Source organism: Cobetia marina, assembly GCF_001720485.1.
In the GTDB taxonomy this organism is placed as follows: Bacteria; Pseudomonadota; Gammaproteobacteria; order Pseudomonadales; family Halomonadaceae; genus Cobetia; species Cobetia marina.
The window spans coordinates 2,304,267-2,319,912 of record NZ_CP017114.1 but is presented as its reverse complement, the minus strand read 5'-3'; the positions used below and the strand labels follow the sequence as shown (position 1 = coordinate 2,319,912).

General features: G+C 60.3%; 1 protein-coding gene. It reads right to left on the bottom strand.

All coding sequences use genetic code 11. The annotated features are described in order from the left end of the window. Positions 1 to 119 precede the first annotated feature (119 nt). The gene (locus BFX80_RS09780; protein ID WP_157109468.1) at positions 120 to 15,419 is read right to left on the bottom strand and encodes an Ig-like domain-containing protein; all 15,300 of its coding nucleotides are present in this window, start codon (positions 15,417 to 15,419) and stop codon (positions 120 to 122) included. Between the last annotated feature and the right edge of the window lie 227 nt (positions 15,420 to 15,646).

Genomic DNA, 15,646 nt, shown 5'->3' with positions numbered 1-15,646 from the left:
CATCATGTCACTCCTTGGCCCCAGGGTGATCCCTGAAGTTGCGTCATCCTGACGATTTATTCGTGTTCAGTGTGTACTTGTTCATCGGGAAGGCGCCTCCTGAGAGGCGCATCCCGGGACTAGCCGTTATTGGTATTCACGGTAACGTCCTGGTCGATATAGAGCGTTGCGTCACCCAGTTGATAAGTATCATAGGTGGTGCCGTTGAGGTCGGTCGTTGTCGCGGAAGATGTTGCCCCAGCCGCTTCCACGCTATCGCCCTCATCACCATCGATATACAGCTCGTTATCGTCATCCGTGAGGTTCAATACCGTATCTTCATCCAATGTCAGCGTGGTGGCCGAATCGCTGCTGGCGGAGATATCCAACACCTCGATATTGACGGCAGTATTCACGGAAGCATCCGCATCCAGCAGCGACGTAAGATCAATGCTTTCCCCAGTATTGTCGAAGCTCAGTGTATCGGTGCCTACGCCGCCATCGACTTCAAAGGTGAGGGTGGAGGTCACGAGGGTGTCATCGCCATCACCGCCATCGAAGATATTGCTGCCAGCTCCGCCGATTAGTGTGTCATCTCCATTACCACCAAATAGGATGTCATTGCCATCGCCTCCATTGACGACATCGATGCCATCACCACCACGAATTAGATCATTGCCGCTTCCGCCGGTGAGAGCATCTGCGCCTGCATAGCCATAGAGTTGTACATCAACATCCAGTCCACTTTCGTCAATGAGATTGTCATCGCCATCGCCGGAGAACAGGTAGTCATTACCATCAAGCACACTCACATCAGCAAGCGAATCAAGTCTCAACGTTGTACTGGCATCATAGATATCGGTCGCCGTGACACTGATTGCATTCAGCAAGCTTGCATTCAATACAACCCCATCATTCAAGGTCAACGTAGAAAGAAGTTCATTGACCGCTAGGTTGTCCATGACACCATCATCACTGGCAGTGATGGTCAGGGTTGCACCTGATACCAGTACATTTTCGAGGCCAGAGTCATCACCGCTAGTGACGACACTCAGACCAAGTTCCGTTGCCAAGTCCTCATCGATAGAGATATCTGCGCTATCAAACAGGATATCAGCAGGATTTATATCAACCAACGATGCTACAGAAACAACGACCGATGTCAGATTACTTTCATTATCAGTGATGAATACCTCGTTTTCGGAGAAGTCGATCACTCCCAATGCATCCAGGCCAACCAGGCCCAATAGCTTAGTACTGTCGCCAGTAACTTCGGGCGCTGTGTTCTCGATGCTATCAAGGCTTTCCTCGCCAATGAAGGTGATATCCCCAGTTGCCGTATCACCATCACCATCCACGACCGTGACGCTGACATCCGTTTCATTGACCTCAGTACCAATCAGCAGTTGATCATCAGTGATCAGCGCATCAATGATGTCACTATCGGACAATGTTTCGGAGGATGTGATGTCCACACCTTCAAGCTTGATGATCTGATTGGCATTGTATCCATCAGCAGCCAGATTGAGATCACCCGTAGTACTGATATAGATGGCGGTGTAGGCCGCAGTATTAACGCCCGCCGCGACATATTCGAAGGTGACGTAGTTCGCCAGATTGTTGCTGGTGCTGCTCACATAGTAGGCACCATCCAACAGATCAGTCAGATCAAGGGTATCGCCAGCTGTGGCATCGGCCTCACTGTCATTGTTGAAATCCAGAACGGTATCCGTTGCTGGGTCAGCGACTGTACCTTCATCACCGGCTTCCCATCGGATGACATCGACACCTGCCCCACCATCCAGGCTGTCATCCCCTGAACCGCCGATCAGCAAGTCGCTGCCAGCCGCACCATCAAGGACATCATCACCACTCCCACCGCGAAGGATATTGCCCTCACTACCGCCAATGAGAGAGTCATTGCCGGCATAGCCGTAGAGATTGGAGCCTGCCTGTGAAGCGTTGACAGAGTCGTTCCCAGTAGTCCCTTCATCTACAGGAACAACATAGTCACTCGTCAGAAGGTTTACATTAGCTAGTGAAGCATCAGTGTCAGACGAGCTTGCATCGAGTGAGTCTGTAGCATAAATGGTGGTATTTTCCACGATTGAGTCGGCAAGGGAGTCCAAGTCAAGTGAAGCTAGAATTCCAGTCAGTATCCCTGGTGAAGTAACCGTGAACTCAACACTAGCCAATAGCTCATTGATTTCAATGTTGGTTATATCGCTGCCATCAGTTTTGGTGATGGTGATACTTTTCTCCGAGCTATCACTAGTGTCTGGAGTAACAGTTAATCCAAGTTCAGACGCTATTCCTGAGCTATGACTCCAGTTACTATAACCTAACAATGTTGTGAGTAAGCTGTCGATTATTGTCAAGCCAGTTGCGCTTGTTATAGCACTTGTCAAGCTGCTCAGAAGCCCACTAGTGCTAAGTGTAACCGAAGACACATTCTCTTCAGCATCATAAACACTATAAAGCTGGTCGGCGCTCAAGGTCACGATATCCAGAACATTGACGCCGACAAGGCCCAGCACACCATCGCTTTCAGTCACGTTGGCTTGCGGGCGTGTATTGGCTTCAGCAGCTGCACTGAATTGACCATCATGGCTATAGGTATAGTCACCGGAGCTGATGTCAATGCTGAAGGACTCGCCGACATTGGTTTCTACCGCCAGAGTGCCATCGACAATATTGACGGTATCGCCAGCACTCAGATCGAAGACGTCACTTGTTCCCGTGACATCCGCATAGGTACCATCCTCCGAAACAGTGAACGTCAGGCCTTGCAGAGTGAATGACTGTACCTGGCCATTGGCGGAGTCCGCGCCGAAGCCAAAGTTATCATCGCCATCAAAGATACTTCCGGTGTAATCAGTCCCTGAACTCAGGGCCACGACTTCAGTTATTGTTGCAAGCTCAGGCGTGTCGTCTTCAATATCGATTTCCAATGTACTGCTGGTAGTAGCATCTCCATCAGTGAGAGTTACCAGTACATCGACAGTGCTTGAATCAGCGTCATCCTGATCGAGATTACCGAGCAGCACAGAGCTGTAGGTGATATCAGAACCATCCTCGACGACAGTCACTTGGAATACAGTCGTTCCCTCAGAGGTCTGTGCTTCAAGTATCTGGCCATCTTCGCTGACGACCCAGCTCAAGGTTTCACCGTTGCTGGCGAGCACCGTAGAGGAACTGAGTGCCAGGACTGCCGTGCTACTGGTATCAGTGAATACCAGGCTGTCAGTAGCTTCTGTTGTCGCCGCTGCAATACCTGCTTCTGATACTGTCAGGCGAGTATCCTCATCAAAGTCGAGGAAGTCAGAGGCTAGCTTGGTTATTTCTGCAGAGATATCAATGGAGTTACCCGCATCATCAGTCACCGTCACTGTGACATCGATATCACCATCAGCCAGCTCGGAAATATCCTGACTTTCTACCGTCAAGTCAGTGCCATCGATGACGATGTCATCATCGCTGATCGTGATGGAATTGTCTGCGCTGTCAGTAATGACGATATCAATGTTATCGACATCCAAGCCTTCCTCTACGGTTCCCGCGAGCTCAAGGCCAGTTGAACCAGCTGCGCTTACCGCACCATCTACGGCATTTACGACTTCGATAGTGTTATCGGTGATATTCGGAGCGGTCAGATCACTGGTGGTCGCACCGGTGGCTTCGGCGGTGTTGCCCGCCGCATCGGTGACGGTCATCGCGACGCTGAGTGCACCCTCGACCAGGCCGGATGTCGCAGCGGACAGATCCAGGCCGGTCACCGAGACATTCCCTTCGTCATCGACGGAGATGTTGCCGGTATCGACGGTGTACGTGTTGGCCGGTTCGGCGCTGTCAGTGATGGTGATCACGACATTGCTGCTGTCGAGGCCGGCTTCGATGCTGCCGCTGAGGGCGACGGCAGTGATGTCACTGGCGTTCAGCTGGCCATCATCGCCATCCACGAAGTCGATGGCACTGCTGAGCGGAGCGGTCAGATCACTGGTGGTCGCACCAATCGCTTCGGCGGTGTTGCCTGCCGCATCGGTGACGGTCATCGCGACGTTGAGTGCACCCTCGACCAGGCCGGATGTCGCAGCGGACAGATCCAGGCCGGTCACCGAGACATTCCCTTCGTCATCGACGGAGATGTTGCCGGTATCGACGGTGTACGTGTTGGCCGGTTCGGCGCTGTCAGTGATGGTGATCACGACATTGCTGCTGTCGAGGCCGGCTTCGATGCTGCCGCTGAGGGCGACGGCAGTGATGTCACTGGCGTTCAGCTGGCCATCATCGCCATCCACGAAGTCGATGGCACTGCTGAGCGGAGCGGTCAGATCACTGGTGGTCGCACCGGTGGCTTCGGCGGTGTTGCCCGCCGCATCGGTGACGATCATCGCGACGCTGAGTGCACCCTCGACCAGACCGGATGTCGCAGCGGACAGATCCAGGCCGGTCACCGAGACATTCCCTTCGTCATCGACGGAGATGTCGCCTGCATCGACGGTGAACGTGTTGGCCGGTTCGGCGCTGTCAGTGATGGTGATCACGACATTGCTGCTGTCGAGGCCGGCTTCGATGCTGCCGCTGAGGGCGACGGCGGTGATGTCACTGGCGTTCAGCTGGCCATCGGCGCCATCCACGAAGTCGATGGCACTGTTGAGCGGGTCGGTCAGATCACTGGTGGTCGCACCGGTGGCTTCGGCGGTGTTGCCTGCCGTATCGGTGACGATCATCGCGACACTGAGCGCGCCTGCGGTGAGTGCGGACAGATCCAGGCCGGTCACCGAGACATTCCCTTCGTCATCGACGGAGATGTTGCCGGTATCGACGGTGTACGTGTTGGCCGGTTCGGCGCTGTCAGTGATGGTGATCACGACATTGCTGCTGTCGAGGCCGGCTTCGATGCTGCCGCTGAGGGCGACGGCAGTGATGTCACTGGCGTTCAGCTGGCCATCATCGCCATCCACGAAGTCGATGGCACTGTTGAGCGGAGCGGTCAGATCACTGGTGGTCGCACCGGTGGCTTCGGCGGTGTTGCCTGCCGCATCGGTGACGATCATCGCGACACTGAGCGCGCCTGCGGTGAGTGCGGACAGATCCAGGCCGGTCACCGAGACATTCCCTTCGTCATCGACGGAGATGTCGCCTGCATCGACGGTGAACGTGTTGGCCGGTTCGGCGCTGTCAGTGATGGTGATCACGACATTGCTGCTGTCGAGGCCGGCTTCGATGCTGCCGCTGAGGGCGACGGCAGTGATGTCACTGGCGTTCAGCTGGCCATCATCGCCATCCACGAAGTCGATGGCACTGCTGAGCGGAGCGGTCAGATCACTGGTGGTCGCACCGGTGGCTTCGGCGATGTTGCCCGCCGCATCGGTGACGGTCATCGCGACGCTGAGTGCACCTTCGACCAGACCGGATGTCGCAGCGGACAGATCCAGGCCGGTCACCGAGACATTCCCTTCGTCATCGACGGTGATGTTGCCTGCATCGACGGTGTACGTGTTGGCCGGTTCGGCGCTGTCAGTGATGGTGATCACGACATTGCTGCTGTCGAGGCCGGCTTCGATGTTGCCGCTGAGGGCGACGGCAGTGATGTCACTGGCGTTCAGCTGGCCATCATCGCCATCCACGAAGTCGATGGCACTGTCGAGCGGAGCGGTCAGGTCACTGGTGGTCGCACCAATCGCTTCGGCAGTGTTGCCTGCCGCATCGGTGACGATCATCGCGACACTGAGCGCGCCTGCGGTGAGTGCGGACAGATCCAGGCCGGTCACCGAGACATTCCCTTCGTCATCGACGGAGATGTCGCCTGCATCGACGGTGAACGTGTTGGCCGGTTCGGCGCTGTCAGTGATGGTGATCACGACATTGCTGCTGTCGAGGCCGGCTTCGATGCTGCCGCTGAGGGCGACGGCGGTGATGTCACTGGCGTTCAGCTGGCCATCGGCGCCATCCACGAAGTCGATGGCACTGTTGAGCGGGTCGGTCAGATCACTGGTGGTCGCACCGGTGGCTTCGGCGGTGTTGCCTGCCGTATCGGTGACGGTCATCGCGACACTGAGTGCACCTGCGGTGAGTGCGGACAGATCCAGGCCGGTCACCGAGACATTCCCTTCGTCATCGACGGTGATGTCGCCTGCATCGACGGTGTACGTGTTGGCCGGTTCGGCGCTGTCAGTGATGGTGATCACGACATTGCTGCTGTCGAGGCCGGCTTCGATGCTGCCGCTGAGGGCGACGGCAGTGATGTCACTGGCGTTCAGCTGGCCATCATCGCCATCCACGAAGTCGATGGCACTGCTGAGCGGAGCGGTCAGATCACTGGTGGTCGCACCGGTGGCTTCGGCGATGTTGCCCGCCGCATCGGTGACGGTCATCGCGACGCTGAGTGCACCCTCGACCAGACCGGATGTCGCAGCGGACAGATCCAGGCCGGTCACCGAGACATTCCCTTCGTCATCGACGGAGATGTTGCCGGTATCGACGGTGTACGTGTTGGCCGGTTCGGCGCTGTCAGTGATGGTGATCACGACATTGCTGCTGTCGAGGCCGGCTTCGATGCTGCCGCTGAGGGCGACGGCAGTGATGTCACTGGCGTTCAGCTGGCCATCATCGCCATCCACGAAGTCGATGGCACTGTTGAGCGGAGCGGTCAGATCACTGGTGGTCGCACCGGTGGCTTCGGCGGTGTTGCCTGCCGCATCGGTGACGATCATCGCGACACTGAGCGCGCCTGCGGTGAGTGCGGACAGATCCAGGCCGGTCACCGAGACATTCCCTTCGTCATCGACGGAGATGTCGCCTGCATCGACGGTGAACGTGTTGGCCGGTTCGGCGCTGTCAGTGATGGTGATCACGACATTGCTGCTGTCGAGGCCGGCTTCGATGCTGCCGCTGAGGGCGACGGCAGTGGTGTCACTGGCGTTCAGCTGGCCATCATCGCCATCCACGAAGTCGATGGCACTGTTGAGCGGGTCGGTCAGATCACTGGTGGTCGCACCGGTGGCTTCGGCGGTGTTGCCCGCCGCATCGGTGACGGTCATCGCGACACTGAGTGCACCTGCGGTGAGTGCGGACAGATCCAGGCCGGTCACCGAGACATTCCCTTCGTCATCGACGGTGATGTCGCCTGCATCGACGGTGTACGTGTTGGCCGGTTCGGCGCTGTCAGTGATGGTGATCACGACATTGCTGCTGTCGAGGCCGGCTTCGATGCTGCCAGTCAGATCGACGGCGTTGATGTCCGCCAGATTGAGGAGGCCATCGCCACCATCGACGAAGGCGATGCTGCCCGTCGGGTCGGTGGTATCCACGGTGACGGTGCCCAGGTTCACGGCGTCGCTGACGTTGCCCGCGAGATCGGTCTGACGGATCTGCACAACGCCATCGGCGTAGACACCCTCGTCCAGCGTGAAGGTGGTGCCAGTGCCAGCATTCCAGGTGGTGCCGCCGTCGAGGGAGACTTCCCAGGTGGCATCGGTCTCGAGACCACTGACGGTGACCTCACCATTGCTGGTGATGCCGTCGTCCGCGACGTTGGTGTCGGCGGTGAGCGCAAGGCTCGGGATTTCAGGCGTCGTGAGATCACTGGTGGTGGTGCCGTCGGTCTCGAACGTATTGCCCGCTACATCGGTGACGGTCATCGAGACGGTGAGGGCGCCTTCGGTGAGCCCGGAAGTTTCGGTGCTCAGGTCCAGACCGGTTACGGACAGATTGCCGGCACCGTCGATCGTAATGTCAGTCGTGGCGACGGTGATCTCGTTGGCCGGATCGGCGCTGTCAGTGATGGTGATCACGACATTGCTGCTGTCGAGGCCGGCCTCGATGCTGCCAGTCAGATCGACGGCGCTGATGTCTGCCAGATTGAGGAGGGCATCGTCACCATCGACGAAGGCGATGCTGCCCGTCGGGTCGGTGGTATCCACGGTAACGGCGCCCAGGTTCACGGCGTCACTGACGTTGCCCGCGACATCGGTCTGACGGATCTGCACAACGCCATCGGCGTAGATACCTTCGTCCAGGGTGAAGGTGGTGCCAGTGCGAGCATCCCAGGTGGTGCCGCCGTCGAGGGAGACTTCCCAGGTGGCATCGGTCTCGAGACCACTGACGGTGACCTCACCATTGCTGGTGATGCCGTCGTCCGCGACGTTGGTGTCGGCGGTGAGCGCAAGGTTCGGGATTTCAGGCACCGTGAGATCACTGGTGGTGGTGCCGTCGGTCTCGAACGTATTGCCCGCTACATCGGTGACGGTCATCGAGACGGCGAGGGTGCCTGCTGTGAGGGCAGAGAGATCCAGGCCAGTCACCGAGAGCGCGCCGTCGGTGCCGACCGAGATGTTGCCAGCGTCGACGGTGTACTCATTGGCCGGCTCGGCGCTGTCTGTGATGGTGATCACGACATTGCTGCTGTCGAGGCCGGCCTCGATGCTGCCAGTCAGATCGACGGCGCTGATGTCTGCCAGATTGAGAAGGCCATTGCCACCATCGACGAAGGCGATGCTGCCCGTCGGGTCGGTGGTATCCACGGTCACGGCGCCCAGGTTCACGGCGTCGCTGACGTTGCCGGCGAGATCGGTCTGACGGATCTGCACAACGCCATCGGCGTAGACACCTTCGTCCAGGGTGAAGGTGGTGCCAGTGCGGGCATCCCAGGTGGTGCCGCCGTCGAGGGAGACTTCCCAGCTGGCATCGGTCTCGAGACCACTGACGGTGACCTCGCCATTGTTGGTGATGCCGTCGTCCGCGACGTTGGTGTCGGCGGTGAGCGCAAGGCTCGGGACTTCAGGCGCCGTGAGATCACTGGTGGTGGTGCCGTCGGTCTCGAACGTACTGCCCGCTACATCGGTCACGGTCATCGAGACGGTGAGGGCGCCTTCGGTGAGCCCGGAAGTTTCGGTGCTCAGGTCCAGACCGGTTACGGACAGATTGCCGGCACCGTCGATCGTAATGTCAGTCGTGGCGACGGTGATCTCGTTGGCCGGATCGGCGCTGTCAGTGATGGTGATCACGACATTGCTGCTGTCGAGGCCGGCCTCGATGCTGCCAGTCAGATCGACGGCGCTGATGTCTGCCAGATTGAGGAGGGCATCGTCACCATCGACGAAGGCGATGCTGCCCGTCGGGTCGGTGGTATCCACGGTCACGGCGCCCAGGTTCACGGCGTCGCTGACGTTGCCCGCGACATCGGTCTGACGGATCTGCACCGTGCCATCGGCATAGCTGCCTTCGTCCAGCGTGAAGGTGGTGCCAGTGCGAGCATCCCAAGTGGTGCCGCCGTCGAGGGAGACTTCCCAGGTGGCATCGGTCTCGAGACCACTGACGGTGACCTCACCATTGCTGGTGATGCCGTCGTCCGCGACGTTGGTGTCGGCGGTGAGCGCAAGGCTCGGTGCCGCGATGGTGGCATCGACGGTGACGGCGCCCAGGTTCACGGCGTCGCTGACGTTGCCGGCGACATCGGTCTGACGGATCTGCACCGTGCCATCGGCATAGCTGCCTGCGGCGAGAGTGAAGGTAGCCCCCGTGCCATCGACCCAGGTGGTGCCGCCGTCGGTGGTGTATTCCCAGCTGGCGTCGGCTTCCAGATCGCTGACGGTGACTTCCCCATTGCTGGTGATGCCATCGTCCGCGACGTTGGTGTCGGCGGTGAGCGCAAGGCTCGGAACTTCAGGCGCGGTGGTGTCGACGGTGAGCGTGAAGTCGGCAGACGGTGCACTTTCGTTGCCCGCGGCATCGGTGGCGGTGACGCTGAAGACGTGTTCGCCATCGGCGAAGTCAGTCGCCGGTGTGAAGCTCCACGTGCCGTTGCTGTCGGCGGTAGCGGTGCCGATCTCTTCACCGTTGTGGGTGAGGGTGACGGTGCTGCCAATCTCGGCACTACCGGTCAGCGTCGGAGTCGCATCATTGGTGCTGTCGCCATCGGCGAGGGAGCCGGTCACGGCTTCCACATTATCCGTGGCGGAGGCGATGGTCGGCGCGTTCGGGGCGGTAACGTCGGCATCTTCCGGCACCACCAGGGTGTCGGAGACAGCACTTTCGTTGCCTGCGGCATCGGTGACAGTGGCGGTCAGCTCGGTGCCGGCATCCTGCTCGGGAGACAGCGCGACCGAGAAGTTGCCATCGGTGTCGACCTCAGCAGAGCCCAGGACGTCGCCAGCAGCATTGGTGATCTCGACCGTGGTACCGGCTTCACCGGTGCCGGTGACGGTGGTGCCATCGGTCTCGGCCAGAAATGGTGCGTCGGGCGCGGTGGTGTCGACGGTGAGAGTGAAGTCGGCAGACGATGCACTTTCGTTGCCGGCTTCATCGGTGGCAGTGACGCTGAAGACGTGATCACCACCGGCGAAGCCAGTCGCCGGTGTGAAGCTCCAGGTGCCATTGGCATCGGCGGTGACTGTCGCGATTTCCTCACCGTTGTGGGTAATCGTGACAGCACTGCCGGCTTCGGCGCTGCCGGTCAGCGTCGGAGTCGCATCATTGGTGCTGTCGCCATTGGCGAGGGTGCCTGTGACAGCCGCCACATCATCAGTGGCGGAGGCGATGGTCGGCGTGTTCGGGGCGGTGACGTCGGCATCTTCCGGCACCACCAGGGTGTCGGAGACAGCACTTTCGTTGCCTGCGGCATCGGTGACGGTGGCGCTAAGTTCGGTGCCGGCATCCTGCTCGGGAGACAGCGCGACCGAGAAGTTGCCATCGGTGTCGACCTCAGCAGAGCCCAGGACGTCGCCAGCAGTATTGGTGATCTCGATCGTGGTGCCGGCTTCGCCGGTGCCCGCGACGGTGGTGCCATCGGTCTCGGCCAGCACTGGTGCATCCGGCGCGGTGGTGTCGACGGTGAGCGTGAAGTCGGCAGACGGTGCACTTTCGTTGGCGGCGGCATCAGTCGCGGTAACACTGAAGACGTGTTCGCCATCGGCGAAGCCTGTCGCCGGTGTGAAGCTCCACGTGCCGTTACTGTCGGCGGTGGTGGTGCCGATCTCTTCACCATTGTGGGTGAGGGTCACGGTGCTGCCGGCTTCGGCGCTGCCGGTCAGGGTCGGGGTCGCATCATTGGTGCTGTCGCCCGAGGCGAGGGCGCCTGTGACGGCTTCCACGTCATCGGTGGCAGATGCGATGGTCGGCGTGTTCGGGGCGGTGACGTCGGCATCTTCCGGCACCACCAGTGTGTCGGAGACAGCACTTTCATTGCCAGCAGCATCGGTGACAGTGGCGGTCAGCTCGGTGCCAGCATCCTGCTTCGGCGACAGCGTGATGCTGAAGGTGCCGTCATCCGCGACGGTGCCAGAGCCCAGCAGGTCGCCATCACCGTTGGTGATCTCGACGGTGCCACCGGCTTCGGCACTGCCATTGACCGTACTGCCATTGGCGGTTTCGCCATCGGTATCGGCCAGCACTGGTGCATCTGGCGCGGTGGTGTCGACGGTGAGCGTGAAGTCGGCAGACGGTGCACTTTCGTTGGCGGCGGCATCAGTCGCGGTAACACTGAAGACGTGTTCGCCATCGGCGAAGCCTGTCGCCGGTGTGAAGCTCCACGTGCCGTTACTGTCGGCGGTGGTGGTGCCGATCTCTTCACCATTGTGGGTGAGGGTCACGGTGCTGCCGGCTTCGGCGCTGCCGGTCAGGGTCGGGGTCGCATCATTGGTGCTGTCGCCATCGGCGAGGGCGCCGGTATCGGCTTCCACGTCATCGGTGGCAGATGCGATGGTCGGCGCATTCGGCGCGGTGACGTCGGCATCTTCCGGCACGGTCAATGCGGCAGAGGCTGCGCTTTCATTGCCTGCAGCATCAGTGACGGTAGCCGTCAGCTCGGTGCCAGCATCCTGCTTCGGAGACAGCGTGATGCTGAAGGTGCCGTCATCGGCAACAGTGCCGGTGCCAAGCACAACGCCATCGACATCGGTGATCTCGACGGTCCCCCCGGCTTCGGCGCTGCCATTGACCGTACTGCCATTGGCGGTTTCGCCATCGGTCTCGGCCAGCACTGGTGCATCTGGCGCGACGGTGTCGACGGTGAGCGTGAAGTCGGCAGACGGTGCACTTTCGTTGCCCGCAGCATCGGTGGCGGTGACGCTGAAGACGTGCTCGCCATCGGCGAAATCGGTCTCGGGCGTGAAGCTCCAGGTGCCGTTACTGTCGGCGGTGGTGGTGCCGATCTCTTCACCATTGTGGGTGAGGGTCACGGTGCTGCCGGCTTCGGCGCTGCCGGTCAGGGTCGGGGTCGCATCATTGGTGCTGTCGCCATCGGCGAGGGCGCCGGTATCGGCTTCCACGTCATCGGTGGCAGATGCGATGGTCGGCGCATTCGGCGCGGTGACGTCGGCATCTTCCGGCACGGTCAATGCGGCAGAGGCTGCGCTTTCATTGCCTGCAGCATCAGTGACGGTAGCCGTCAGCTCGGTGCCAGCATCCTGCTTCGGAGACAGCGTGATGCTGAAGGTGCCGTCATCGGCAACAGTGCCGGTGCCAAGCACAACGCCATCGACATCGGTGATCTCGACGGTCCCGCCGGCTTCAGCGCTGCCGTTGACCGTGCTGCCATTGGCGGTTTCGCCATCGGTCTCGGCCAGCACTGGTGCATCTGGCGCGACGGTGTCGACGGTGAGCGTGAAGTCGGCAGACGGTGCACTTTCGTTGCCCGCAGCATCGGTGGCGGTGACGCTGAAGACGTGCTCGCCATCGGCGAAATCGGTCTCGGGCGTGAAGCTCCAGGTGCCATTGGCATCGGCGGTGACTGTCGCGATTTCCTCACCGTTGTGGGTAATCGTGACGGTGCTGCCGGCTTCGGCGCTGCTGGTCAGGGTCGGGGTGGCGTCGTTGGTGCTGTCGCCATCGGCGAGGGTGCCGGTTACGGCCGCCACATCATCCGTGGCAGATGCGATGGTCGGCGCATTCGGTGCGGTGACGTCGGCATCTTCCGGCACCACCAGGGTGTCGGAGACAGCACTTTCGTTGCCTGCGGCATCGGTGACGGTAGCCGTCAGCTCAGTGCCGGCTTCCTGCTTTGGAGACAGCGTGATGCTGAAGGTGCCGTCATCGGCAACGGTGCCGGTGCCAAGCACAACGCCATCGACATCGGTAATCTCGACGGTCCCCCCGGCCTCGGCGCTGCCATTGACGGTGCTGCCGTTGGCGGTCTCGCCATCGGTCTCGGACAGAATCGGCGCATCCGGCGCAGTGGTATCAACCGTCAGCGTGAACTCGCCAGACGGCGCGCTCACGTTGCCGGCTTCATCAGTCGCGGTGACGCTGAAGACGTGCTCGCCATCGGCGAATTCGGTGCCTGGTGTGAAGCTCCAGGTGCCATTGCTATCGGCGGTGGACGTGCCGATCACTTCGCCATTATGCGTGACGGTGATGGTGCTACCGATCTCGGCGCTGCCGGTCAGCGTCGGGGTCGCGTCATTGGTGCTGTCACCAGAGGCGAGGGTGCCTGTGACGGCTTCCACGTCGTCGGTGGCAGAGGCGATGGTCGGCGTGTTCGGTGCGGTGACGTCGGCATCTTCCGGCACCAGCAGGGTGTCGGAGGCCGGGCTCTCATTGCCTGCAGCATCAGTGACGGTAGCCGTCAGCTCGGTGCCAGCATCCTGCTTCGGAGACAGCGTGATGCTGAAGGTGCCGTCATCCGCGACGGTGCCAGAGCCCAGGCGATCGCCATCACCGTTGGTGATCTCGACGGTCCCGCCGGCTTCGGCGCTGCCATTGACCGTACTGCCATTGGCGGTTTCACCATCGGTTTCAGTCAGGACCGGTGCATCCGGCGCGGTGGTGTCGACGGTGAGCGTGAAGTCGGCAGACGGTGCACTCACGTTGCCTGCGGCATCGGTGGCGGTGACGCTGAAGGTCTGATCGCCCTCGGTCAGCGCGGTCGTCGGGGTGTAGGTCCAGCTGCCATTGGCATCGGCGGTGACTGTCGCGATTTCCTCACCGTTGTGGGTAATCGTGACGGTGCTGCCGGCTTCGGCGCTGCCGGTCAGGGTCGGGGTGGCGTCGTTGGTGCTGTCGCCATCGGCGAGGGTGCTGGTGCCATCAGGCACGTCGTCGATCGCGGAGGCGATGGTCGGCGTGTTCGGCGCGGTGGCATCGATACCGGTATCCACGATGGTCGGTGCTGAATCACTGCTGATATTGCCCGCGGCATCAGTGGCGGTCGCCGTCAGCGTCTCGCCATCTTCCTGTGCCGGATCCAGGACAATGCTGAAGGAGCCGTCATCCTCGGCAATGCCGCTACCGACGTCCTGACCATCGCTGTTGGTGATGACGACATCGCTGCCAGCCTCGGCCGTGCCGGAGACAGTGGTGCCATCGGACTCGATCAGCGTCGGTGCACCCGGTGCGGTGGTATCGACGGTCAGCGTGAACTCGCTAGACGCCGCACTTTCGTTGCCCGCGGCATCGGTGGCGGTGACGCTGAAGGTCTGATCGCCCTCGGTCAGCGCGGTCGTCGGGGTGTAGGTCCAGCTGCCATTGGTATCTGCCGTGACAGTAGCGATCACTTCACCGTTGTGGGTGATCGTGACGGTGCTGCCGGCTTCGGCGCTGCCGGTCAGGGTTGGCGTCGCATCATTGGTGCTGTCGCCATCGGCAAGGGTGCCGGTTACGGCTTCCACGTCGTCGGTGGCAGAGGCGATGGTCGGCGTGTTCGGTGCGGTGACGTCGGCATCTTCCGGCACCAGCAGGGTGTCGGAGACAGCACTTTCGTTGCCAGCGGCATCGGTAGCAGTGGCGCTCAGTTCGGTGCCTGGCTTCTGCAGCGGATCCAGCTCAACGATAAAGTTGCCATCGGCATCAGCCGTCGCGGTGCCCACGATCTCACCGGATGCATTGATGACTTCGATAGTGGCACCGGGCTCGCTGATGCCGCTGAGGACCATGCCATTGGTGTCGCTCAGAAGAGGAGCATCGGGTGCTGTCGTGTCCGCATCAGAGGAAGCGCTATCGCTAGAAGTGGCTGCGGCAACCCCAACGCCGGCGGCTACTGCAACACCGCCTGCCACCAGTCCGGCAGTACTGATGCCGGCGCCAGCCCCTGCGCCGGTGGCTGCTTCCGCCCCGGCGCCGACAGAGCTTGCTCCCGCTGCCGCTGTGGCGAGGGCAGACTCTGCCGTGGTCAATGTCGCAGTGCTCGTGAAGGGGACTGCGCCACTGGCACCGGCCTCGCCAAGGCCGACCTGGAATATTTCTCCAGCGAATTCATCACCCTGAAGATACAGATGACTAAGTTCGCTGGGGTCGGCGTAGAAACTCTCGATCGTGACCAGATCCCCGTTCTCAAGAGTGACAAGCAGGTTGTCCCCTTGGCGGGTCATCATTTCTACGTCACGTGGATGGAGGTCCAGGCTGACATCCGAGGCTTCATTGAGGGTGATGTTATCGACTTCACGCAGGATAGCTTCCTGACTTTCGAGTTGACCGTGCGGAGCGACCTTGGCATTGACTGGCATATTGTTGTCCTCAATGGCACTTCTTGTGTGCTTTTACGACTTTCTATTAATTATCAATGATTAACACAGTATTATGTGTGGGTTCATTTTTCTAGCACTGTCGCATGAATGATATGCGTTTATATATCGTTTGATTTGATTTTCTTGTGTTTCTCGATTTCTTGTTCAATTCGTCGATGCTGTCTACGCCACTGATACCTGAGTAGCATGGCGGTATGGGGTGTGTT